A 24504-nucleotide genomic window follows, 5' to 3' on the forward strand; every position below is an offset into this window, starting at 1 on the left:
ACATCTGTGAACAGACCCGAATTCAATCAACAACCGGCTGTTCTCAGATGGTGCACTCAAAAACCTCTGCAAAGAACAATAAATGGAGATTAGCTCGATGAATCAATTCCGCAAAACATTGCTCGGTCTGAGCACCGCCGTATGCATAATGGGTTTAACCGCTGCTGCACAGGCCGACACCCTGAAAATCGCTCTGGCCGGCCCGGCGACAGGCCCTGTCGCCCAGTATGGTGATATGCAAAAAATCGGTGTTATGGCAGCGATTGACGATATCAACAAAGCAGGCGGTGTGAACGGTATGATGCTGGAAGGCGTTATCTATGACGATGCCTGTGATCCCAAACAAGCCGTCGCCGTTGCGAACAAAATTGTCAATGATGGTATCACTCAGGTGGTTGGCCATCTGTGCTCCTCCTCCACTGAACCTGCCGCAGATATCTACGAAGAGGAAGGCGTATTGATGATTACCGCCGCGTCCACCTCACCTTCGATCACCGAGAAGGGCTACCAGATGGTTTTCCGCACCATCGGCCTGGATAGTCTTCAGGGCAGTATGGCCGCTCAGTACATCCTTAATACAGCTAAGCCGGCCCGTGTTGCCGTTATCCATGATAAGCAGCAATACGGTGAAGGACTGGCAACAGCGGTTCGCGATCAGCTAGCTGAAAACGGCGTCAAAGCGGTTATGTTTGAAGGTGTCACCCCCGGCGACAAAGACTTTTCCGCCCTGATTGCCAAGCTGAAAAAAGAGAACGTTGATTTTGTCTACTACGGTGGCTACCACCCAGAGCTGGGTCTGATCCTGCGTCAGTCTGCTGAAAAAGGCTTCAATGCACAGTTTATGGGCCCCGAAGGCGTAGTTAACTCCGATCTGGCTAAGATCGCTGGCGACGCAGCTGAAGGCGTGCTGGCCACAGCACCGAAGAGCTTTGACCAGAACCCGGTCAACGAAGCACGCGTTGCGGCCATCAAGGCCAAAGGCGAAGACCCAACCGGTCCGTTTGTTTTCACAGCTTATGCTGCGGTTGAAGTAATGACCGATGCGATGGAAGCGACAAAATCGACTGATTCTGAAGCGTTGGCTGACTATATCCGCAGCCACGACTTCGATACAGCCATCGGTAAAGTAAAGTATGACGAGAAAGGCGACCTGACGGAGTCAACTTTCCTGGTATACCGCTTACACAAGGATGGCTCTAAGACTCCTGCTGAGTAAATTACTGTAATATCAATAGATTATCGAACTGCAACGCACCCTGTTGCAATTCGTCAATCCCGATTCCCTGATGCCGCGATCCGGCATCGGGGATTCGTTTTATATGGTCCCTGCAAATGTCAGAATTCTCGCTTTATCTGTTGCAACAGCTCATTAACGGGCTAACCATCGGCTCTACCTACGCCCTGATCGCCATCGGCTATACCATGGTTTATGGCATCATCGGCATGATCAACTTCGCCCACGGCGAGATCTACATGATCGGCTCCTACGTAACCTTTATTGTTATCGCAGGTCTGCTGGGCATGGGTATGGTAAGCCTGCCAATCATCCTGATAATCGCCCTCGTGGTCGCCATGTTTATCGCCAGCACCTATGGCTGGACGATTGAGCGGGTCGCCTATCGCCCCCTGCGGGGCTCAAACCGGCTGATTCCACTGATCTCCGCGATCGGCATGTCAATTTTCCTGCAAAACTTTGTCGTCCTGTCCCAGGGTTCCCGGGATGTTGCCCTGCCTCCGCAGATTACCGGTGGCTGGAACTTTGGTGACCCCAGTGTCTTTGAGGTTTCCCTTTCCTATATGCAGGTACTGATCTTCATCATCACCTTTATCAGCATGACTCTGCTGACGCTGTTTATCTCCCGCTCCCGCATGGGTCGCGCCTGTCGCGCCTGTTCAGAGGATCTGGGGATGACCAACCTGCTGGGGATCGATACCAACAAGATTATCGCTCTCACCTTTATTGTCGGCGCCGCCCTGGCTGCCATCGCAGGCCTCTTGCTGGGGCTCTACTATGGAGTGGTCAACCCCTTTGTTGGTTTTATCGCGGGTCTCAAAGCATTTACTGCAGCGGTACTCGGAGGGATCGGTTCAATTCCCGGCGCAGTGCTCGGTGGCCTGATCCTCGGCGTTACCGAAGCGATGACCTCCGCATTCTTCCCCTCAGAATATAAAGACGTTGTCTCATTCGGTCTGCTGGTGCTTATCCTGCTATTCCGTCCAAGCGGACTCCTGGGCAAGCCGGAGGTAGAAAAAGTATGAATTCCAGTAAGCTTTATAATGCAGTTTTTGCCGCCGGTATCTCCTTCATCCTCGCCTGCCTGATGATCGGCGTTAAACTGGATACCGACAGTACCGTACTGGCTGTCAAAGGCGCCACCGCCGAACAGTGGGCATGGATTATTGGCGGTATCGCGGTGGTATTTCTGTCGCAACTGTTCAGTACCCAGGTTGACGCCCTCTTCCGCGCCATTCCCAAACCTGATATCCAGGCGCTGCTGCCGCAACAGCAAAAGTTTGCCACCCTGAAGCCCTGGCTGATCGCAGCGATCATTGTCGTAATGATGATCTGGCCATTTATGGTTTCCCGAGGGTCGGTTGACCTGGCAACCCTGACACTGATCTACATTATGCTGGGGCTGGGACTGAATATCGTGGTGGGCCTTGCCGGCCTGCTGGATCTGGGCTTTGTCGCTTTCTACGCGGTTGGCGCCTACACCTATGCCCTGCTATCCCAGTATTTCGGTATGTCGTTCTGGGCCTGCCTGCCAATATCAGCGGGGCTGGCGGCCACCTTTGGCTTCCTTCTGGGCTTTCCGGTGCTGCGTCTCAGAGGTGATTACCTGGCAATTGTCACCCTCGGTTTCGGTGAGATAATCCGCATTCTGCTAAACAACTGGACCTCCCTGACCGGCGGACCCAACGGGATCTCAGGCATCGCCAAACCGACCCTGTTTGGTCTGGAGTTCAACCGCCGAGCCAAAGAGGAAGGCGCGATGACCTTCCATGAATACTTTGATATGGATTACTCCAGTTCCTACAAAGTGATCTTTCTCTATCTGATCGCAGTCTTGCTGGTGATCTGTGTCATCTATCTGATCAACCGTCTGATGCGGATGCCGATTGGTCGCGCCTGGGAAGCGCTGCGGGAAGATGAGATCGCCTGCCGTTCTCTGGGACTGAACCGCACCGCCATCAAGTTATCAGCGTTCACTCTGGGGGCATCAACAGCAGGATTTGCAGGCTGCTTTTTTGCCGCCCGGCAGGGCTTTATCAGCCCGGAATCATTCATATTTATCGAGTCAGCCATCATTCTGGCGATTGTGGTACTGGGCGGTATGGGCTCGCAGATGGGCATCATCTTCGCCGCCATTATTATGACTATTCTGCCGGAACTGGCACGGGAGTTCTCTGAATACAGGATGCTGCTGTTCGGCCTGCTGATGGTAGTGATGATGCGCTGGCGCCCTCAGGGACTGGTACCGATGAAACGACCGAATCTGGAGTTGAAACAACAATGAGTCAGTTACTGCTGGATGTAAACGGTCTGACCATGCGCTTCGGCGGCCTGGTAGCGGTAAACGGGGTAAACCTGAAGGTAAAAAATCGCCAGATCGTTTCAGTTATCGGCCCGAACGGTGCCGGGAAAACAACCGTTTTTAATTGCCTGTCCGGTTTTTATATTCCCACGGAAGGCAGTGTCATGCTCAAAAATGAGCAGATTGCCGGCCTGAAAGATTATCAGATTTCACGCAAGGGTCTGGTACGCACCTTTCAGCATGTCCGTCTGTTTCAGAAGATGACCGTGATTGAGAATATGCTGGTTGCACAGCACCGGCATCTGAATACCAACCTGTTCTCCGGTTTGCTGAAAACGCCGAACTATCGTCGCCTTGAAAAAGACGCGATGGAACATGCCGCACACTGGTTGAAAGAGGTGGGACTGCTGGAATATGCCAACCGGGAAGCGGGCAACCTCGCTTACGGGCAGCAACGCCGCCTTGAGATTGCCCGTTGCATGGTAACCCAGCCCGAACTGCTGATGCTGGATGAGCCCGCCGCAGGTCTGAACCCTAATGAGACCAAAGAGCTGGACGAGCTGATCATTAAGCTGCGTGATGAGCATGAGATCTCGATCCTGCTGATTGAGCATGATATGAGCCTGGTTATGGGCATCTCCGATCACATCTATGTGATTGCCCAGGGCACCCCTCTGGCCAACGGAACCGCCGAGCAGATCAAAGGCAACCCCGATGTCATCAAAGCTTATCTCGGAGAGGAATAAGATGCTGCAGATCGAAAATGTAAACACCCATTACGGGCAGATTCAGGCACTTCATGATGTCAGCATTGAGATCCGTCAGGGGGAGATCATTACGCTCATCGGTGCCAACGGCGCGGGCAAAACAACCCTGATGATGACCATCTGCGGCGACCCCAAAGCCTCATCCGGCAAGATTGTTTTTGAAGGGGAGGAGCTGGAACACTGCAACACCCCTGAGATCATGCGCAAAGGGCTGGCAATCGTCCCCGAAGGACGCCGGGTGTTCAGCTCGATGACGGTAGAAGAGAACCTCTCAATGGGGGCCTATTTTCGCACCAAAGAGCAGGCTGAAGAGACGGTTCAATATGTTCTTAAGCTGTTCCCGCGTCTCGAAGAACGGTTTAAACAACGGGCAGGTACCATGTCGGGCGGCGAACAACAGATGCTTGCCATTGGCCGGGCACTGATGAGCAGACCCCGCCTACTGCTACTGGATGAACCCTCTCTGGGGCTGGCACCGATCATCATCAAACAGATTTTCGATATTATCGAACGTCTGCGGGATGAGGGGGTCACCATCTTTCTGGTGGAGCAGAATGCTAACCAGGCTTTACGAATCGCCGACCGGGCCTACGTTCTGGAAAATGGCAGAATCGTTAAAACCGATACCGGGGCTAACCTGCTCACCGATGAATCGGTTCAAAAGGCCTATCTCGGGGGCTAGAAGCGTCTCCAAAAAGATACAAAACCAGCCTGTTGGCTGGTTTTTTTTCGTTCTTTAGTCGGAGAAATGTTCAGAATCACCCTAATAAACTGACTAAAATCAACCAAAACAGCAATTTTTGCTTACACTACAGTGATTTACGTCAACATTTTTAATCCATCATTATTGTGCTAATATAAGTCGCATATAAACGACACAAAAACACTCTTCTGAGACTGTTTTTTGTCACACAGAAGCAACAGAAACACAGCAAGTACTGTTAAGGATTTTGAAGTAAACGTCCAGAATACAGTTTTGAGGTAACACACATGAGATGTCTATGCCCACAGTGCAAGTCACTACTGGAACATCAAAGCATCAGTCTCCACAGTGGCTTGGTTGAAGTTAAGCACATACACAACAACACCCTCTATATCTGCAAAGACTGCTCAGCGCAGATTGGGCTGGTAAGCGTGCCTCACAGCTGGCAACTGATGCCGTATACCGAAAATCAGCGCGTCGCCTGATTTTTTATTTTGAGCGCCAGGCCTGGCGCTCGAACAGGAGTCTTACAGCGGCTCTGCCATTCAGCAGTAAAATCTGGCACACTGGTGTGTACATGTCCCTGCGCGCATACCTGCGTACATCTAAGTATAAGTGCCGATACCGATGAGCCAGCTTGAAACCCTCATTAACAGCAGCGACGAAAACCTGCTTACCCTGCTCTCCAGCCTCTGCCAGGGCGCTATCGCCATCGATCAGCAATGCCGGGTTGTCTGGCTAAGCGAACAATACCGGGAGTTTCTTAACCTCCCCTCGGATGCACCTCTTACCGGACAACCGGTTGAAGAGATTCTGCCTACCACCCAGCTTCCCCGTGTAGTGAAAACTGGTCAGCCAAGCTTTCTGGATCTGATGCAGATTAATAATCGCTGGTGCGCAGTCACCCGCCTGCCGCTGAAAAATCCCGATGGCTCAGTGTTTGGTGCTATCGGCTTTATCTTCTATGACAATCTGAACAATCTGCAACCGTTGTTTGATAAATTCGCGCGCCTGAAAAAGCAGTTGGTCTCGGAAAATCTGTTGCGTACCAGTAAGTATGAACTGGATGATCTGGTGGGGGATTCAGTCCCACTTCTCAAAGTCAGACGCCAGGCACTGCGGGCAGCGCAACTGGATACCACCATTCTGCTGCTGGGAGAGACCGGTACCGGCAAAGAACTGCTGGCTCAGGGCATTCACAACGCATCGCCCCGCAGGGACGGCCCCTTTGTCGGGATCAATATGGCGGCACTACCGGAAACACTAGTGGAGTCTGAACTGTTTGGTGCCGTAGCCGGCGCCTTTACTGGCGCGACAAAAAGCGGTCGGCAAGGCAAAATACAGCTGGCTGCTGGCGGCACCCTGTTTCTCGATGAGATCGCCGACATCTCTGCTGCGATTCAGGCAAAGCTGTTACGGGTGCTCCAGGAGCGGGAGGTGGAAGCGCTGGGCTCCAACCGCTTAGAGAAGATTGATGTCAGAATTATCGCCGCGACCTCACGCAACCTCAAACAGCTGGTTGATCAGGGACGCTTCAGGGAGGATCTCTACTATCGGTTAAATGTTCTGCCGCTACGACTCCCGGCGCTACGGGAAAGAAGATCCGATATCCCGGCACTGTGCAGCCATCTGCTGCAGAAAATCGCCCGGGACTCAGGCCTGCCTGCACAGGAGCTCAGCAGTGAGGCGATCACCTGGCTGCAGCAGTACCACTGGCCCGGCAATGTCAGAGAGCTGCACAACCGGCTGGAACGCGCCTGCGTTATGGCGGAACAGAATGCGATCTACCCGGATGACCTGGGTGCCGATGATATTGCCCAGACCACACCGGCGTTTTCAGCTAACAGCCTGTCTCAGATTCGCAGCCAGGCAGAAGTGAGCTCTCTGCAACAGGCACTGCAGCAGTGCCAGCATAATAAAACCCAGGCCGCTAAACTACTGGGCATCTCCCGTGCGACACTTTACAACCGGATAAAGCGTCTAAAACTGTAAAATCATAAAACTCAAAATAGACATATCTTTACACTTTGTTTAAAAATATAGACAAATCTATTATCAATCTTTGATATAAATCACTATAAATAATTGATTAAAAAGAGCTTTAAAGCTATGGCCCAGCGTTTGCTATATATCTGTCTATATTAAAAAAATAACAACGTCAGGATCGATTTATGTCTAAGCAGATCAGTGCAGAACAAGCCGCGCAACTTATCCCAGACAACGCAACCATCGCCACCGGAGGTTTTATTGGCATCGGCTTCGCTGAAGCGATCGCCAAAGCAGTAGAGCAGCGCTTTATCGCTTGCCAGCAACCGCAGAAACTTGCACTGGTTTACGCTGCGGGCCAGGGAGATGCGCAACACCGGGGACTGAATCACTTTGCTCACGAGGGGATGGTCAGTAAAGTTATCGGCGGTCACTGGGGATTAGCGCCGGGCCTCGGTAAACTGGCAACGGATAATCGCATCGAAGCCTACAATCTGCCTCAGGGCGTGATCTGCCACCTGTTCCGGGATATTGCCGCAGGCAAACCCGGCACGCTCACCAAAGTAGGCCTGCACACCTTTGTTGACCCTCGCCTGGGGGGCGGTAAGATCAACAGCCGCAGCCGCAGCCGCACCGATCAGGTTGAACTGATCAGCCTCCATGGCGAGGAGTACCTGTTCTACAAAGCTTTCCCTATCGATATCGCCCTGCTGCGCGGCACGACAGCCGATGCAGATGGCAATATCTCCATGGAACGGGAAGCTCTGCCGCTGGAAGCTCTGGCGATTGCCCAGGCGACCCATAACAGCGGCGGAAAAGTGATTGTTCAGGTGGAACGCACCACCCACCAGCACCATCTGACACCCGACCGGGTTAAAATACCCGGCATACTGGTCGATCATTATGTCGTTGCAGACCCGGCTGACCATCCCCAGACATTTGCCGAGCCCTTTAATCCAGCTTATTGTGGCGATGTTGTTGCCCCGGCCAGCCAGGAAACAGAGCCACTATCTTCGCGAAAAATCATCGGCAGACGAGCGTTGATAGCCCTGCAAAAACACGCGGTGGTAAACCTCGGTATCGGCATGCCGGAAATGGTTTCAGCCGTGGCAGCGGAAGAGAAGATGCTCAATGATTTCACCCTGACAGTGGAGCCTGGCGGTATCGGCGGGCAACCAGCCAGCGGTCTCAGCTTTGGCGCCGTCAGCAATGCCGCGGCGGTGATCGATCAGCCGGCACAATTTGACTTCTACGATGGCGGCGGCCTGGATCAGGCTTTTCTGGGGCTGGCAGAGACCTGTTCTGAGGGGCATGTTAATGTCAGTCGTTTTGGTAACAAACTGGCTGGCGCCGGTGGCTTTATTAACATTACCCAGAACACTCGTGACCTTTACTTTCTCGGCACCTTCACCTCAGGACCTCAGCAGATTGAGATCAATGACGGTCAGCTACAGGTCATTAAAAACGGGCCGGTGAAAAAATTTCTGCGGCAGGTTCAACAGATCACCTTCAATGGTGAGTATGCGGTAAAGCAGGGCCATTCCGTCACCTTTATTACCGAGCGGGCGGTTTTTAAGCTCACCGCCGAAGGACTCCGGCTCACCGAAATTGCCCCGGGGGTCGATCTGCAAAGCGATATTCTCGACCAGATGGAGTTCCAACCCGTTATCGACGATAACCTGGTGCTGATGGACCCTCGTTTGTTTAATGAAGGGCCGATGAACCTGCAACATAGTGGCAGCCACCCAGCCGGTCATATGCGCAAGCTCTGGTCGCAGCTGGTCACCGGCGCAGAGGAGCAAACCCGGGAGCTGGACAGTTGTATTGCCAGTTAGCGGTTAGCTTTTCTATCCAGCTTAGTTAATACTGAGGTTATCATTCCCGCAGTTTAAGGACAGTTTATGAAAATGCTGACGCTGGTACGGCACGCTAAATCAAGCTGGGAAAACCCCGAACTGTCCGACTTTAACCGCCCGCTCAACAAACGCGGCAAACGGGACCTGCCCCTGATGGCATCCCGTTTGCTGGCTATGGGGATTGAACCTGACCTGATCCTCAGCAGCGGCGCCCGCAGAGCGATCACCACGGCCGAACAGATAGCTACAGCGCTGGAGTATCCAGTCAGCAAGATCATTGAAGTGCCTGAACTGTATCACGCCCGGGTAGAGACCCTGATCAACCTGTTACAGGGGCAATCAGATCACTACCGCCATCTGATGGTGGTGGGACACAACCCGACACTGGAGATGACCGGCCACTACCTCACCGATGAAAATATCCCCCACTTCCCCACCAGTGGGGTGATGCAGATCGCGCTGAGCATTACCTGCTGGGAAGAACTCTCGGAATCCTGCGGCAGCCTCGAAGCCCTGGATTATCCGAAACTGCATCAATAATCCCCTCCTCTCTGGAGAGCAACTGCAGCATAGGTGATATACTGTCTCAACACCGACATCTCTCTACCCGTGAAATGGAAACATCCCGTTGAACCTTTATATTGATACCCTGTTATTCACCAGTAACATTGTGGCACCGATCTTTTTTATTGTCTCACTGGGCTATCTGCTGATGCGGCTGAGGATTATTGATCAGGGCTTTATTGATACCTCGTCAAAGCTGGTGTTTACCATCACCCTGCCGGTTCTGGTGTTTATGAGCATATCCCGGATGGATTTTCAGGCCGTGTTCAATCCACAACTGCTGGGCTACTTCATCATCAGCACCCTAATCAGCGTTGCGATTCTCTGGCAGACAAGTAAATATTTCATCAAAAAACCCGAAGACCTGGGCGTTTTTATTCAGGGTTCATTTCGGGGCAACTATGGCATTATCGGGTTGGCGGTCAGCTTTAACATGTTCGGCAACAGCGGTCTGGCGCTGGCATCTCTGTTGCTGGTCTGCGTGATCCCTCTGTACAATATTCTCTCAGTGCTCGCACTTTCACTGCCGACGCAGCAAACCAGTGGCGCCAGCATCACCCGCCCGATCAAAGAGATTGCCCGCAACCCACTGATTATCGCGGTATTGCTGGCATTGCCTTTTTCCTATTTTGGCTGGGGACTGACAGCGGTGGGAGACAAGATCGGCAACTACTTCGCCAGCCTGACGTTACCGCTGGCCCTGTTGGCGATCGGCGGTTCGCTCAACCTGAGAAGCCTCAGAGATACCTCTGGCCAGTCTAGTTGGTCAACCCTGATTAAACTGGTCATCATGCCGCTGGTGCTGACCACAGGAGCCTGGCTATATGGCTTTAAAAGCCAGGAACTGGGAATCCTGTTTGTTCTGTTTGGCTGCCCAACTGCGGCAGCAAGCTTTATTATGGCCAAAGCGATGGGTGGTAATGCCCAACTGGCCGCCAATATCATTCTGACCACCACCCTGGGTTCGGTGATCACCCTGAGCAGCGGCATCTATCTATTACGTTTATGGAACCTGATCTGATTCTGATAACATATCCAGTAGTCAATACAGAGGGACTGTGATGCTGCAGGAATTTTTCGACAATCTACTGGACCTTTTTCTGGATACGGCAATCTGGCTGCTGTTAGGCCTGGTTCTGGCTGCGATACTCAAAGGCTGGATCCCATCCGCACTGGTCAGAAAATGGCTTAGCGGCAAAGGGCCAGGCGGCGTCATCCGGGCAGCCTTTATTGGCGCGCCACTACCGCTCTGCTCCTGTGGCGTACTACCCACCGCCATAGGCCTGCGTCGCTCCGGCGCATCCAAGCCCGCCACGGTCTCCTTTCTGGTTGCCACACCGGAAACCGGGGTTGACTCAATTTCGGTAACCTACGCCCTTCTTGGCCCGGCCATGGCGATCATCCGACCGGTATCAGCCATCTTCAGTGCTATTGTCAGCGGCATTATGATCCTTATGTTTGATCGTGATGATAGCGCACCGCAACAGACAACCGACACCAAACCCACGAGCAGTTGCTGTAGCAGCAAAGAAAAAGCCCTGTCTGGCTGTTGTAGTCCTGCGCAAGAGAGCGTCTCCAGCTGCTGTAGCAGCAAAGAAACAACCATCAGCAGTGCCTGTGACGAAGAGAAAGCAGTGAGCAAAAGTTGCTGCAGCAAACCAGCAAAAACCGAAACCAGCTGCTGTAGCGCCCCATCGGAAACAACTGACAAACTCGAAACTGCTGGGAAAACAGGCTGTTGCGGCGAGCAAACCACAGTGCCGGAGCAAGCAGGGATTCTGGCCGGACTGCAGTTTGCAATGGTCGATATCCTCGATGATATTTCTAAATGGCTTGCCTTTGGCCTGGTGCTGGCGGCGGTCATTGCGACACTGGTCGAGCCTGCCAGCCTGAGTCAGTGGGGCAGCGGACTGACGGGGATGCTGCTGATGCTGGTTGTTGGCCTGCCACTCTATATCTGCGCTACCGCCTCCACACCGCTGGCAGCAGCACTGCTGGCTGCTGGCATGTCGCCCGGTGCGATTCTGGTATTTCTGCTGGTAGGCCCTGCCACGAATATTGCATCGCTGGGCATTCTTACCCGGGAACTGGGTGCCAGGGCGGTGGTTATCTATCTGTGCGGAATCAGTGTTTGCGCGGTCGCCTTAGGACTGGCAACCGATGCGATCCTGACCAGTCAGTCACTCACCGTTGGCGTTGCCATGGAGCATCACGATTCTCAGGCTTATGTAGCGATTAAGTGGATCGCTGCGATCATCCTGTTTCTGCTTGCCGTTAAACCCCTGCGGCAGATTTTCTGGAAAACAGAGGCAGCAACCTGCACATGAGTTTTTTTACCCGTCGCAGCCTCAACAAACTCCAACAAGCCGTCATCTCGGGCGACCTCACTCTGCTGAAAAAGCAGTTTACTAAACTGGATCAGACGCTGTTGACTGAACACAGATTCAACTATGACAACAGCGTCTGTAACTTGCCAGAACTGGCGATCCGCTCGGGACAGCCAAAGTCACTGGCTCACCTGCTACAGGCCGGCTGTACTCGCCAATCGACTCACAGTGACCCACTGCTCTATCAGGCACTGCAACACCCGCAACAGAGTCTGGCATTGATGACGGTGCTGCTTCAGGCTGACGCCCCTGTTGACTACCCGGATAACGACCCCGGGTCGGCTCTGTTTGCCTGTTTCAGATATTGTTCTGACGACACACTGATGCTGCACCTGAGTCGCCTGAATGAGTACGGCGCGGATCTGAATAGGCGCGATGCTGAGGGTAAAACACCGCTTTTGATGGCGCTGCAATCTGACTATAAAGCACTGGTTCAGATGTTGATAAACAGTGGAGCCGAGCTGCCGGATGAAATTCCGCAGGGCTGTTGTAGTGAAGAGATCATCGGCTACGCCAGAAGACTGGCCGATGACCTTAAAATCAGACAGATGATGCTGGGCTAATCAGCATGCGCAGGCTTAATTACTTTTTAAGCGCTGCGATAACGGAGACTTCCACCAGCAGTTCGGGCCGTGCCATACGGGCTTCAACACAGGCACGGGCAGGCGCATGACCCTCCGGTACCCAGTTATCCCACACCTCATTCATATCCGCAAAGTCTTTCATATCACGAATATACAGGGTCGCTGAAAGGATATGTTCACGATCACTGCCCGCCTGTTGCAGCAGTGCATCAACCTTTTCCAGCATGGTGGAGGTTTGTTCTTTAATTCCGGCAGTGGCATCTTTAGCCACCTGACCACACAGATATACCGTATCGTTATGGATCACGATACGGCTCATCCGCTGGCCGATCTCCTGGCGTTCAATTGACATCAGTATTCACCCTTTATGTAAACCGGATATTGTAGTGAATCACCATGGAGACACCAGCCAGATGCCCCTGAATTCAGGAGCATCGACGGAAAAAAGAGAGGAAGTCGAAAAAATATCAGAAAATAATACTACAGCTAACCCCAAAACCTGCCTGTCGGCTCAGAGACGGGGAATCTCAATCGCAGGACAACGGTTCATGACCACCTGCAAGCCGGCCGCCTCTGCTTTCTCTGCCGCAGGCTCATTGATCACGCCCAGTTGCATCCAGACCGCTTTGGCTTTCACGGCAATCGCTTCGTCGACCACATCGCCCGCTTCAGCCGAGTTGCGGAAGATATCCACCATATCGATCGGTTCTTTAATATCCGCCAGCGAGGAAACCACCTCCCGACCGCAAATCTGCTCACCCGCTTTGAGAGGGTTCACCGGAATCACGTTATAACCTTTGGCCAGCAGAAAATGCATCACCTGATTGCTGGCACGGTGTGACTTAGGGCTTGCTCCCACCATCGCAATAGTTTTGGTATTGGTTAATATCTGACGAATTGTGTCCATGAAACACGGTACCTCTTATTTATTTTTATCGCCGCAGCAGGGGCACTCAGGATCCCGTCGCAGCTTCAGTGTTCGCCAGTCCATATGGCGACCGTCCAGCAGTAATAACCTGCCCACCAGCGGCTCACCCAGATCCGCCAGTACTTTTAATGCTTCCATCGCCTGCACCGAGCCGATAATACCAACCAGCGGTGCCAGCACGCCACTTTCGGCGCAGGTCAGATTTTCATCATCGCCATCCCGATAGAGACAGCGATAGCAAGGGGCATCTTCACGACGGGGGTCAAACACCGCCACCTGCCCTTCGAGGCGTATCGCCGCCCCTGAAACTAGAGGAGTCTGATGCTTTACACAAGCAGCATTCACCGCAAAACGGGTAGTAAAGTTATCACAGCAATCGACCACCAGATCGCATTCAGCCACCTGCTTTTCCAGCGCAGCCTGATCCAGCCGGGTGTTGATTGCCACCACCTCAGTATCGGGGTTGAGCCCGGCAATGGTCGCTTTCGCCGAATCAACCTTGGCCATCCCAATGGTCGCCGTACGGTGGATAATCTGCCGCTGAAGATTGGTTAACTCAACCTGATCGTCATCCACCAGCACCAGACGACCGACACCCGCTGCAGCCAGATACATCGCCACCGGACTGCCCAGCCCTCCCAGGCCGATAATCAGCACAGAGGCGGTTAACCAGGACTCCTGTCCGGCGATATCCACCTCAGGCAGCATAATCTGGCGACTGTAGCGCAACAGCTGATCATCATTCAGCATCACATCTCTTCTCTTGTTTCACTGATTCTGTCCAGCGGGCCCAGGTGATGCGGTCATTTGCCCCATAATCCTGTGCCGTTCCGATCTCGTGGTAGTGCAGATCAGCGAGCAGCTGCTGCACCTTCACCGCCTGATCATAGCCATGTTCAAACAGCAGCCAGCCACCATCCACCAGATAATTGCGCGCTTCGCTGGCGATATAGCGAAGATCTGCCAGCCCATGATCCTCTGCAATCAGCGCACTCAGCGGTTCAAAGCGTACATCCCCCTGCCCCAGATGTGGGTCATCAGGATCGATATAGGGCGGGTTGCTGACAATCAGCTCAAACCGCCCAGCAACCGGCTCAAACCAGCTACCCTCTGATACTATGACATTCTCCAGCCCGATTCGTTGCCGGTTTTTTTCTGCCAGGGCAACAGCCTCCGGCACCCGGTCAACGGCAACCAGACTCCAGGCGGGGCGTTCCGATGCCAGCGCCAGTGCAATGGCACCGGTTCCGGTGCCCAGATCCAGGACTCTGGCAGCCTGCGACGGCAGCAGTTCCAGCGCTTTTTCTACCAGGCACTCGGTATCGGGACGGGGGATCAGGGTAGTGGCATTCACCTCCAGGTCCAGTGTCCAGAAGCCGCGACTGCCAGTCAGGTGCGCCACAGGCTCCCCCTGAATACGGCGCTGAATCAGCCGTTCAAACGTTGCCTGCTGCTGTGCAGTCAGGGGATCGTCCCGATGGGTAAACAGAAAGGTACGACTGCATTCAAGGGTATGGCAGAGCAGCAGTTCAATATCGGCTGCCGGACTATCGCTGGTCGCGGCAAGCTGCCCGGCACAGGCCTGAGCATCACTGATCTTCATCATCAGCTTTCGTCAGACAGGGCACCCAGTAACTCCGCCTGGTACTCGCTGACCAGAGGATCAACCACCGCACCCAGAGCACCTTCCATCACTTCCTGAAGTTTATACAGGGTCAGATTGATACGGTGATCGGTAATCCGCCCCTGCGGAAAGTTATAGGTGCGAATCCGTTCAGAGCGGTCGCCGCTGCCCACCAGTGACTTACGGGTGCTGGCCTGAGCCGCAGCATGTTTTTCCTGCTCTGCCGCCTGCAAACGTGACGCCAGCAGAGACATCGCTTTTGAGCGGTTCTTGTGCTGTGAACGCTCATCCTGACACTCAACCACGACGCCAGTGGGAATATGCGTAATACGGATCGCAGAATCAGTTTTGTTGACGTGCTGTCCACCGGCCCCCGAGGCGCGGAAGGTATCAACTCTCAGATCAGCCTTATTGATCTCAATATCACTGACCTCATCCATCTCAGGCATCACCGCCACGGTGCAGGCGGACGTGTGAATCCGCCCCTGGGATTCGGTTTCCGGGACCCGCTGCACCCGATGCGCACCGGATTCAAATTTCAGGCGCGAATACACATCTTTACCAACTATGCGCGAAATAACCTCTTTATAACCGCCGTGTTCCCCCTCGCTGGCGCTGATAATCTCCAGTTTCCAGCCCTGATTTTCTGCATAGCGGGTATACATTCGCAGCAGATCGCCAGAGAAGATAGCAGCCTCATCGCCACCGGTTCCCGCCCGCACTTCAACAAACACGTTACGGGAGTCATTCGGATCTTTCGGCAACAGCAGAATCTGCAGTTCCTGCTCCAGCGTCTCAATATTCTCCTTCGCGGCGGAAAATTCCTCCTTCGCCATCTCCCGCATATCCGGATCACTATCATCCAGCATCACCCGTGCTTCTTCCAGATCGGCTTCAGCAGCCTGGTATGACTGGAAGCATTTAACCACCGGTTCCAGCTCAGAATATTCCATAGAATAAGCACGAAACTTATCCTGATTAGAGATAACCCCGGCATCCCCCAGCAACGCCGCCAGCTCTTCATAACGGTCGGCCAGGCTTTCCAGTTTATGGGCAATCGATTCTTTCATCACTAATCAGTCTTCTTTTACATTATGAGACAGCTGAAACAGATCCTGCGCCATCTCGAGATAGTCATCACGCCCCTCGGCGCTGGCTTTACGCAGCTGTACGGTGGGGCTGTGAATTAATTTATTGGTTAAACCACGCGCCAGATTGTTGAGCACCATTTGCGCATCTTTGCCATTGTTCAGTTGCCGTAGCGCTTTTTCCAGCTCGACATCGCGCAGCTGTTCTGCCTGCTGGCGTAACGACATCACGGTTTCTACGGCCCCCAGAGCGCGCAGCTGACGCATAAACTCCGAGGCACCCGCCTCTACCAGGGTTTCCGCTTCCTGCGCGGCGGTTTCACGGCTGCGCACATTCTCTTCGATCACCTCTTTCAGGTCATCAACGGTGTAGAGATAGACATCATCCAGCTCAGCAACTTCGTGCTCAATATCCCGGGGAACCGCGATATCCACCATAAAAATGGGACGGTGTTTGCGCTTTTTCAGCGCTGACTCAACCGCCCCCTTACCCAGAATCGGTAGCTGGCTGGCGGTCGATGCAATAACAATATCGGCATCTTCAAGCGCGTCAGGAATATCCCCCAACAGAATAGCCCGGGCATTAAACTCTTCCGCCAGCGCCTCGGCCCGTACCAGCGTCCGGTTGGCTACGGTCATCTGTTTAACGCCGGCTTCGGACAGATGCCGGGCGACCAGTTCAATGGTTTCCCCCGCACCGATCAACAACGCTTTACTCTGGCTCAGATCGGCAAAGATATGCTGCGCCAGACTCACCGATGCATAAGCCACCGAGACCGGGTTCTCACCAATCGCCGTATCGGTACGGACTTTCTTAGCCACGGCAAAGGTCTGCTGAAACAGCCGATCCAGTTCCGCCCCCACCACTCCGGCATTCTGTGACACCGCATAGCTGGACTTAAGCTGCCCGAGAATCTGCGGTTCACCCAGCACCAGAGAATCCAGACCACTGGCTACCCGCATCATGTGCTGAGCAGCTTCCTGCCCCCAATGGGCATAACTGCAGCGCTGCAACTCATCCGGATCAAGACTGTGATAACTGCCCAGCCACTCTAACAGCGCACGGGTTCCTTCCAGCTCTGTGGAGCAGTAAAGCTCAGTTCGATTACAGGTCGAGAGAATTGCCACCTCTTTCAGATGCGCCAGTTCACAGGCCTGCGCCAGTGCATCGGCCATCTGCTCTGGCGCAAAAGCGACCTTCTCCCGGACCGAGACCGAAGCTGTCTTATGATTGATGCCTAATGCGAGCAAAGCCATAAAGGAAAATATCACCCAGATTGAAATAGCGCGTAATAATACACTTTATTCACTGAAAGGTTAAAATACCCGTGCCGCATCAGGTCAATTTTTTACGATTTACTTCCATATATGACAACACCCCTGCGATTCATCTATAGTGGAGCCATCAATCTCTTTGCGACAGATAAAATCAGCAAAATGAAAGCACCTACTCTTGTAAAAACAGCCGCAACATCGGTTGCCGTTACCTTAATAGCCGCACTGATGACGTTAAGTGGCTGCACCGGCAAGTTTAGCAAACCTGGACCCGACACTGAGGTTCCCCCTCTCGCCCCGGTGGAATACCATCCGGGAGAGCTCAACCGGGAAACCCTGTACGAGCTGATCGTGGCGGAAATTGCCGGACAGCGAAAGGAGTTTGATCTGTCGCTGAACAACTACCTGCATCAGGCACAGATGACCGGCGATCCGGAGATCGCCAAGCGCGCGACCTATATTGCCCAGTACCTGCAACGGGATGATCAGTTGCTGGAAGCCAGCAAACTCTGGCAAAAAGCAGAGCCGGACAACCCCGAGCCCTACCTGATCTCTGCCAGTCTGTTACTGCGCAAAGGCGATTTCACCGCTGCCCTACCGCTGCTGCGCAAAGCGCTACACCACTCCGATAAACAGACACTGATGATCATCAGCGCCCAGGCTGACAAGTTCAGTCCGGAAGAAGCCGACGCCTACATTAAGCTTCTGGAAGAGCACGCCAGCAAGGAGACCGATGCCACCCTGCTGACAACCCTGGGGATTCTCTACGGAGTTCAGGGCAACAATATCAAGGCCTTACAGCGCTTTAACGCGGCCATCGCTGAAGACCCGGATCACCAGGAAGCGGTGATACAGAAAGCGGAACTACTGCGGTCACAAGGGGATTACCGTCAGGCGATCAAAGTGCTTGAGCCACAGCTGGCCGCCGATCAGCCTGATCAGCAAATCTTCACCCTCTATGTCCAGCTGCTGTTCCAGTCAAAACAAACGAAAAAAGCGGTAAAACAGGCCCTGCTACTGGTGGATACTTTCCCGGATGAACCGCAGCTAACCTTCTACACCGCCCTGCTCCTGCTGGAAAACGAACAGGTGGAACAGAGCCGCAGCATTATGCAGGACCTGCTACAGCGCTACCCGGACAATACCACGCCCCACTACTATCTGGGCTTGATTGAGCAGCATGAAGGCAATACAGAAGAGGCGATCAGCCATTTCCTTAAAGTCAAAGACCCTAACAATATCCTCCAGGCTTACCGGCGTATCGGGGCGTTGCTCGACCACCCCAACAACCGCACCCGACTGCAGAATATTCTGCAGGATGCACGCGGCAGCATGCCCGAAATCGATATTCAGCTATACGTCATGGAGGCGGAATGGCTCAACCTGCATGATTTTAAGGATGCCGCGCTGAGTATTCTTGATGAAGCCCTGCAGCTGCATCCGGATGATGCCAACCTGCTCTACACAAGGGCGATGACCCTTGATCCCCAGGATATCAGCCTGATTGAGAAAGATCTGCGACAGGTACTGGCGCTGGAACCGGACAACAGTATGGCACTGAACGCGCTGGGTTATACACTGACGCTCTACACCGACCGGTTTGATGAAGCCTTTGAGCTGATCAGCAAAGCCTTAGCGCTTACCCCGGACGATCCGGCAATCCTCGACAGCATGGGCTGGATACTGCTGAAACAGGGCAAAGCCGCTGAAGCGGTGGGCTTCCTGCAACAGGCCTACGACGAGTTTCCCGATCCGGAGGTCAGCGCCCATCTGATTCAGGCTTACCATGCCGCGGGACAGCAGCAACAGGCGCTGCAGCTATTAAAACAGGAGCAACTGAAGCACCCGGATAATGAGTTCTTAATCGAAGCGGCCACCTCTATTAACGCTCCTCTGGATTAAGATCTGGATTAAGCTCTGGAAAAAGTGACCGGATAACACCATGCGATTACGTTTACTGATCTTAGCCGCGGTCCTGCTACTGAGCGGCTGTACCGGACTGACACCTAAAGACCAGGTGGCGCCTACAGAACGTCCCTGGGAGGAGCAATACCCCGCTCTGTTAGCAGCGGACAGCTGGCAACTGAAAGGCAAAATCGCGATCCGTACCGCCCGTGAGAACAACAACGCCAGCCTGTTCTGGCAGCAGCTGCAACAGCACTATCAGATTGAGCTGACCGGCCCACTGGGTCAGGGAGGCGCCCGCATCGAAGGTGACGATGATGGCATCACCATCGATATCGCCGGAGAGGAGCCTCTCTGGGCCGCGACCCCTGAACAACTGATGGAACAAACTCTGGGGTGGCAGTTCCCGGTGCGGGATCTGCCCTACTGGATCAGGGGAGTTCCCGCACCGGGTCACCCCTTCGAACTCAGTATGAAGCAGCAACATCTGCAAAAACTGCAGCAGAACAACTGGGAAATCAACTACTTAAGATTCACCAACCAGAACGGATATATGCTCCCGGAGAAGCTGACTATCAGCCGCAACGATCTGCGACTGACCATCATCGCCAAAGAGTGGCAGATACAACTCTGAAATTACCGATTTTAAGCGCCATATGTTTGACTTTAACTTCCTGTTCCGGGAAAATGTGCGCCTCTTTTACGGGCTCAGCTCGTAGATTTGGGTTACTGGGGTATCGCCAAGCGGTAAGGCAACGGGTTTTGATCTCGTCATGCGGAGGTTCGAATCCTCCTACCCCAGCCAACTTTAACCTGCCCCTGACCGGGGGTGTTAAAGAACCTGGCCGGGCAACGGCTCCTGACCCTTTTTAATGAGGTTTAAGTAGAGTGGAAGCCCCGTCACAAACAAAGTACGAATCTCAATTTAACGACTGCAGATCCGAGAAGGTAGACACTGTGCCTAAAATGATGGTCTTCACTGGCAATGCAAATCGCCAGCTGGCTGAGAAAGTTGTAGAGCGCCTGGATATTCCCATGGGCGAAGCCTCAGTAACAAAATTCAGCGATGGTGAAATCAGCGTTGAGATTCTCGAGAACGCCCGTGGCAAGGATGTATTCATCCTCCAGTCCACCTGCGCGCCAACCAACGACAACCTGATGGAACTGATCGTCATGGCTGACGCACTGCGTCGCGGTTCTGCCAGCCGGATTACAGCGGTGATCCCCTATTACGGCTACGCCCGTCAGGACCGCCGGCCTCGTTCCGCCCGGGTTGCGATCAGCGCCAAAGTGGTTGCCGATATGCTGGCCGGTGTAGGCATCGACCGGGTACTGACCGTCGATCTGCATGCGGACCAGATTCAGGGTTTCTTTGATATCCCTGTTGATAACGTTTATGGATCTCCGGTACTGCTGGATGAGATCGCTCGTCAGAGCTATGACAACCCGATTGTTGTCTCGCCTGATGTTGGCGGTGTGGTACGAGCCCGAGCGGTTGCCAAGCAGCTTGGTTGTGACCTGGCGATTATCGATAAGCGTCGTGAGAAGGCCAACGAGGCGCAGGTTATGAACCTGATCGGTGATGTGCGCGGTCGTACCTGTATTCTGGTCGACGATATGTGTGACACCGCAGGCACGCTGTGTAAAGCCGCCGGAGCCCTGAAAGCGAATGGCGCCGAGAAGGTAGTTGCTTATGCAACCCACGCCGTACTATCCGGCGCAGCAATCAGCAATATCTCAGGTTCTGATCTTGATGAACTGGTTGTCACTGACACCATCCCGCTGAGTGAAGCGGCAGCAAACTGTTCACAGATCCGCCAGCTGACTCTGGCACCGATGCTGGCAGAAGCGGTACGCCGCGTCTGCAACGAAGAATCTATCAGCGCAATGTTCCGTTAAGGCCGCGATCTTAACGGTAGCTGATACATATCCCAAACGGGAAAACGTGCCCATTATGGGCTTACTGAAATAACTGCAAGTACCTGGTCGCAAGGTGTTTGCAGTTTTGTTTTTACTGAAGGTATTAAAATGACCGATTTTGTATTGAATGCACAGCCTCGTACTGACGAAGGGAAAGGTGCGAGCCGCCGCCTGCGTCATACTGGTTTTGTTCCTGCTGTAGTTTATGGCGGTGACAAGCGTAAAAAGCCTGTGTCTATCTCCCTGGAAAACCGCGTTCTGGTTAAACAGATCGAAGATCCAAGCTTCTTCTCCTCTATTCTGACTCTGGAACTGGAAGGTAAAGAAGAAAAAGTGATCGTTAAGGACCTGCAACGTCACCCGGCTAAAAGCTCTGTGATGCACGTTGACTTCCAGCGCGTCACCAAATCTACGCCTATCGAAATCATCGTGCCGCTGAACTTTGTTAACTTCAACCAGTCTCCAGCCGGTAAAGCGTCAGGTAAATTCACTATCCAGCAAAACACTGCGAAAGTTCTCTGCCTGCCAGAAAACCTGCCAGAAGCACTGGACGTTGATCTGTCTGGCGTTGCGATGGACCAGGTTATCCACCTGTCTGACATCACTCTGCCAAAAGGTGTTGAGATTGTACAACTGCGTCGTGGTGCTGACCGTGACCAGGGTATCGCTCAGGCTTACGCACCTCGCGCAGCTAAAGCAGGCAAGTAATAGCTGACCACAGGCTCCGGTATGCAAGACCAGATACAACTGATCGTTGGCTTGGGCAATCCAGGCCAGAAGTATGACCAGACCCGTCACAATGCCGGAGCCGACTTTGTCGGGCAGCTTGCTGCCCGACACCTTATCCAACTCAAGCCCGAAACGAAGTTTCACGGCCTGTATGGCAAGATCACACTGAATGGCAACCCCGTTCACCTGCTGATCCCAACCACTTTTATGAATCTCAGTGGCCAGGCGGTTGCCTCTCTGGCTAATTTTTATAAGATTCCTGCTGAACAGATACTGGTCGCCCATGACGAACTCGATCTGCCCCCCGGTGTTGCCCGCTTTAAACAAGGCGGAGGTCACGGCGGACATAACGGGTTACGCGACATTATCAGCAAACTGGGCAACAACAAGAATTTTTATCGCCTGCGCATCGGCATCGGACACCCCGGCAGCGCAGGCGAGGTCACCGGCTTTGTCTTGAAAAAAGCCCCCGCGTCCGAGTTCAGCATGACCCAAGCGGCTTGCGATGAAGCAATGCGGGTACTGGAACAGGCCGCCGGTGGCGACTGGCACAAAGCGATGACAACCTTACACTCTTTTAAGCCGAACAACTGACGACAGGATTACAGCCATGGGTTTCAAATGCGGCATCGTTGGCTTGCCAAACGTAGGCAAATCGACTCTGTTTAACGCCCTGACCAAAGCGGGCATTGGCGCGGAAAACTTTCCTTTCTGCACGATTGAACCCAACGCTGGCGTTGTTCCTATGCCAGACCCCCGTCTGGATGCCCTGGCAGAGATCGTCAAACCTGAGCGGGTTCTGGCAACCACCATGGAGTTTGTCGATATCGCCGGTCTGGTAGCCGGTGCCTCCAAAGGCGAAGGACTGGGCAATAAATTTCTCGCCAACATCCGCGAAACCGACGCCATCGCACACGTGGTTCGCTGTTTTGAAGATGAAAACGTGATTCACGTTGCCAATAAGATCGATCCGATCGATGATATTGAGATCATCAATACCGAACTGGCACTGGCAGATCTTGAATCAGTTGAAAAACAACTGAATAAGGTGATGCGGGTTGCCAAAAGCGGCGATAAAGATGCGCTGAAATCCAAAGTAATCCTGGAAAAAATTCTGGCGCAGCTGGAACAGGGGAAACCGGTTCGGGCGCTGGACCTGGATGAGGCAGAGCAGGCAGAGATCCGTCAGTTCCACCTGCTGACCGTTAAACCAACCATGTATATCGCCAATGTTGCCGAAGATGGCTTTGAAGACAACCCTCATCTGGACAAAGTGATCCAGCTGGCCAAAGAGGAAGGCGCTGAGGTGGTTATCATCTGCAACAAGATGGAAGCCGAGATCTCCGAACTGGAAGATGAAGAAAAGCTCGAGTTCCTGCAGGAGATGGGCATGGAAGAGCCAGGTCTTGACCGGGTAATCCGTGCCGGATACTCCCTGCTGGGGCTGCACACCTACTTCACCGCCGGTGTTAAAGAGGTGCGTGCCTGGACAGTCAAACAGGGAGCAACGGCGCCTGAAGGTGCTGGCGTAATCCACACCGATTTCCAGAAGGGTTTTATCCGCGCCGAAGTGATTGGCTATGATGACTTCATTCAGTACAAGGGGGAAGCGGGTGCCAAGGATGCCGGTAAGTGGCGTCTTGAGGGTAAAGACTACATCCTCAAAGATGGCGATGTAGTTCACTACCGCTTTAACGTTTAATACGAAAACAGGAGAGTATTTACGACTCCTCCCCTGTTTTTCGTACAAAAAATAGCCATTCTGAAGTCATTCAGGATGGCTATTTTTTTGCCTGACAAAAGGCAGCGAAATTGACCGGTTTTTTCCCGCCAATTGGTTGACATGATTGGTAAAAAAGAGAATAATTCGCGGCCTTGATAAGTGCTAAGGCAATATAGCTCAGCTGGTTAGAGCATCGCATTCATAATGCGAGGGTCGCAGGTTCGAGTCCCGCTATTGCCACCATTCACTTATCAGGTAATGCTGGGGTATCGCCAAGCGGTAAGGCAACGGGTTTTGATCTCGTCATGCGGAGGTTCGAATCCTCCTACCCCAGCCAATTTATATAACGGTTATTAAACCCACTGTTATATAGATGGCAATATAGCTCAGCTGGTTAGAGCATCGCATTCATAATGCGAGGGTCGCAGGTTCGAGTCCCGCTATTGCCACCATTCTTTTGCTGGGGTATCGCCAAGCGGTAAGGCAACGGGTTTTGATCTCGTCATGCGGAGGTTCGAATCCTCCTACCCCAGCCATTCTTTTGTTTCTCTGCAATGTTCAACAAAACTCCCTGACTTCCAGTTTGTACGAGAACCTCGAGGTTCGACAAATTGCGCAGCAATTTGAGACGAGCGCCAGCGAAGCCCGCAGGGGACTTAGCGTCGAAGACGTTAAGGATCAATCCTCCTACCCCAGCCATTCTTTTCTGGCTTCAAGCTACTCAGTTCTTAAAATAATCCCAAGTCCACACAACCACCTGGCACATAAACGATAAGTGGCTAGTTGTTAGTAGCTAGGAAAAGCAAATAATTGATCCTGCCAGACAGATAGAATAACTTTCTTACAAGGCTCTTACTCCTTCAATCATCACATATTCAACTAAGAAGGCTTTTCCGAGCAACGAACAAGTCACGCTCTTTGTGACGTCG

General features: G+C 53.1%; 23 protein-coding genes and 5 tRNA genes. 22 read left to right on the forward strand and 6 right to left on the reverse strand.

Annotated features, from left to right (window positions below):
• The first annotated feature begins 97 nt into the window (after positions 1–97).
• From OCU43_RS19405 to OCU43_RS19455, 11 genes are all read left to right on the forward strand, one after another.
• Positions 98–1216, forward strand: coding sequence for a high-affinity branched-chain amino acid ABC transporter substrate-binding protein (locus tag OCU43_RS19405; RefSeq protein ID WP_091360273.1), 1119 nt, complete (start codon positions 98–100; stop codon positions 1214–1216).
• A gap of 116 nt (positions 1217–1332) precedes the next feature.
• Positions 1333–2259, forward strand: a complete 927-nt coding sequence (livH, locus tag OCU43_RS19410) for a high-affinity branched-chain amino acid ABC transporter permease LivH (protein ID WP_091360129.1) — start codon at positions 1333–1335, stop codon at positions 2257–2259.
• Positions 2256–3518 carry a high-affinity branched-chain amino acid ABC transporter permease LivM gene (locus OCU43_RS19415; protein WP_091360131.1) on the forward strand — a complete coding sequence of 421 codons (1263 nt, stop codon included), beginning with the start codon at positions 2256–2258 and terminating at the stop codon, positions 3516–3518. The genes livH and OCU43_RS19415 overlap by 4 nt, the downstream gene beginning before the upstream one ends.
• Positions 3515–4282 (forward strand): high-affinity branched-chain amino acid ABC transporter ATP-binding protein LivG, encoded by a 768-nt coding sequence (gene livG, locus OCU43_RS19420; protein WP_091360133.1) that lies wholly within the window; start codon positions 3515–3517, stop codon positions 4280–4282. Before OCU43_RS19415 ends, livG begins: the two co-directional genes overlap by 4 nt.
• A 1-nt stretch (position 4283) precedes the next feature.
• Positions 4284–4985 carry an ABC transporter ATP-binding protein gene (locus OCU43_RS19425; RefSeq protein ID WP_091360135.1) on the forward strand — a complete coding sequence of 234 codons (702 nt, stop codon included), beginning with the start codon at positions 4284–4286 and terminating at the stop codon, positions 4983–4985.
• Between the two features lie 648 nt (positions 4986–5633).
• Positions 5634–6998, forward strand: a complete 1365-nt coding sequence (locus OCU43_RS19430) for a sigma-54 interaction domain-containing protein (RefSeq protein ID WP_091360136.1) — start codon at positions 5634–5636, stop codon at positions 6996–6998.
• Between the two features lie 179 nt (positions 6999–7177).
• Positions 7178–8827, forward strand: coding sequence for an acyl CoA:acetate/3-ketoacid CoA transferase (locus tag OCU43_RS19435; protein ID WP_091360138.1), 1650 nt, complete (start codon positions 7178–7180; stop codon positions 8825–8827).
• A 66-nt stretch (positions 8828–8893) separates the two neighbouring features.
• Positions 8894–9388, forward strand: coding sequence for a SixA phosphatase family protein (locus OCU43_RS19440; RefSeq protein ID WP_091360140.1), 495 nt, complete (start codon positions 8894–8896; stop codon positions 9386–9388).
• Between the two features lie 88 nt (positions 9389–9476).
• Positions 9477–10433 (forward strand): AEC family transporter, encoded by a 957-nt coding sequence (locus tag OCU43_RS19445; protein WP_091360142.1) that lies wholly within the window; start codon positions 9477–9479, stop codon positions 10431–10433.
• Positions 10434–10473: 40 nt separating this feature from the next.
• Positions 10474–11739, forward strand: a complete 1266-nt coding sequence (locus OCU43_RS19450; protein ID WP_091360144.1) for an SO_0444 family Cu/Zn efflux transporter — start codon at positions 10474–10476, stop codon at positions 11737–11739.
• Positions 11736–12362 carry an ankyrin repeat domain-containing protein gene (locus tag OCU43_RS19455; RefSeq protein ID WP_091360146.1) on the forward strand — a complete coding sequence of 209 codons (627 nt, stop codon included), beginning with the start codon at positions 11736–11738 and terminating at the stop codon, positions 12360–12362. The genes OCU43_RS19450 and OCU43_RS19455 overlap by 4 nt, the downstream gene beginning before the upstream one ends.
• A gap of 19 nt (positions 12363–12381) precedes the next feature.
• Here the strand turns inward: OCU43_RS19455 and OCU43_RS19460 are convergent, their stop codons facing one another.
• The 6 genes from OCU43_RS19460 to hemA form a co-directional block, all read right to left on the reverse strand.
• Positions 12382–12735 (reverse strand): RidA family protein, encoded by a 354-nt coding sequence (locus OCU43_RS19460; RefSeq protein ID WP_175483561.1) that lies wholly within the window; start codon positions 12733–12735, stop codon positions 12382–12384.
• A gap of 159 nt (positions 12736–12894) precedes the next feature.
• Positions 12895–13290, reverse strand: coding sequence for a CoA-binding protein (locus OCU43_RS19465; RefSeq protein WP_175483562.1), 396 nt, complete (start codon positions 13288–13290; stop codon positions 12895–12897).
• A gap of 15 nt (positions 13291–13305) precedes the next feature.
• Positions 13306–14061: a HesA/MoeB/ThiF family protein gene (locus OCU43_RS19470; RefSeq protein ID WP_175483563.1), complete on the reverse strand. Its 756-nt coding sequence runs from the start codon at positions 14059–14061 to the stop codon at positions 13306–13308.
• Positions 14051–14917 carry a peptide chain release factor N(5)-glutamine methyltransferase gene (prmC, locus tag OCU43_RS19475; protein ID WP_338024079.1) on the reverse strand — a complete coding sequence of 289 codons (867 nt, stop codon included), beginning with the start codon at positions 14915–14917 and terminating at the stop codon, positions 14051–14053. The genes OCU43_RS19470 and prmC overlap by 11 nt, the downstream gene beginning before the upstream one ends.
• The gene (gene prfA / locus OCU43_RS19480; RefSeq protein ID WP_091360149.1) at positions 14917–16005 is read right to left on the reverse strand and encodes a peptide chain release factor 1; all 1089 of its coding nucleotides are present in this window, start codon (positions 16003–16005) and stop codon (positions 14917–14919) included. The genes prmC and prfA overlap by 1 nt, the downstream gene beginning before the upstream one ends.
• Positions 16006–16011: 6 nt before the next feature.
• The gene (hemA, locus tag OCU43_RS19485; protein WP_091360150.1) at positions 16012–17280 is read right to left on the reverse strand and encodes a glutamyl-tRNA reductase; all 1269 of its coding nucleotides are present in this window, start codon (positions 17278–17280) and stop codon (positions 16012–16014) included.
• A gap of 180 nt (positions 17281–17460) precedes the next feature.
• Here hemA and OCU43_RS19490 point away from each other — a divergent pair, with 180 nt between their 5' ends.
• The 11 genes from OCU43_RS19490 to OCU43_RS19540 all read left to right on the forward strand — a co-directional run bounded on the left by OCU43_RS19490 (position 17461) and on the right by OCU43_RS19540 (position 24111).
• Positions 17461–19200 carry a tetratricopeptide repeat protein gene (locus OCU43_RS19490; RefSeq protein WP_175483564.1) on the forward strand — a complete coding sequence of 580 codons (1740 nt, stop codon included), beginning with the start codon at positions 17461–17463 and terminating at the stop codon, positions 19198–19200.
• A gap of 40 nt (positions 19201–19240) precedes the next feature.
• A complete protein-coding gene (lolB, locus tag OCU43_RS19495; RefSeq protein WP_091360154.1) occupies positions 19241–19837 on the forward strand; it encodes a lipoprotein insertase outer membrane protein LolB in 597 nt (198 codons plus the stop codon).
• Positions 19838–19933: 96 nt separating this feature from the next.
• A tRNA-Gln gene (locus OCU43_RS19500) sits at positions 19934–20008 on the forward strand.
• Positions 20009–20160: 152 nt separating this feature from the next.
• On the forward strand, positions 20161–21102 hold the full coding sequence (locus OCU43_RS19505) for a ribose-phosphate pyrophosphokinase (protein ID WP_091360156.1): 942 nt from the start codon (positions 20161–20163) through the stop codon (positions 21100–21102).
• A gap of 129 nt (positions 21103–21231) precedes the next feature.
• A complete protein-coding gene (locus OCU43_RS19510) occupies positions 21232–21831 on the forward strand; it encodes a 50S ribosomal protein L25/general stress protein Ctc (RefSeq protein WP_091360157.1) in 600 nt (199 codons plus the stop codon).
• Positions 21832–21852: 21 nt separating this feature from the next.
• Positions 21853–22446: an aminoacyl-tRNA hydrolase gene (pth, locus tag OCU43_RS19515; protein ID WP_091360159.1), complete on the forward strand. Its 594-nt coding sequence runs from the start codon at positions 21853–21855 to the stop codon at positions 22444–22446.
• Positions 22447–22462: 16 nt separating this feature from the next.
• Positions 22463–23554 (forward strand): redox-regulated ATPase YchF, encoded by a 1092-nt coding sequence (gene ychF / locus OCU43_RS19520; protein ID WP_091360160.1) that lies wholly within the window; start codon positions 22463–22465, stop codon positions 23552–23554.
• A 187-nt stretch (positions 23555–23741) separates the two neighbouring features.
• Positions 23742–23818 (forward strand) — tRNA-Met (locus OCU43_RS19525).
• Positions 23819–23837: 19 nt separating this feature from the next.
• A tRNA-Gln gene (locus OCU43_RS19530) sits at positions 23838–23912 on the forward strand.
• A 38-nt stretch (positions 23913–23950) separates the two neighbouring features.
• A tRNA-Met gene (locus tag OCU43_RS19535) sits at positions 23951–24027 on the forward strand.
• Positions 24028–24036: 9 nt separating this feature from the next.
• Positions 24037–24111: transfer RNA gene (locus tag OCU43_RS19540), tRNA-Gln, on the forward strand.
• Positions 24112–24504 lie beyond the last annotated feature (393 nt).

The organism is Amphritea atlantica (assembly GCF_024347255.1).
Lineage (GTDB): Bacteria > Pseudomonadota > Gammaproteobacteria > Pseudomonadales > Balneatricaceae > Amphritea > Amphritea atlantica.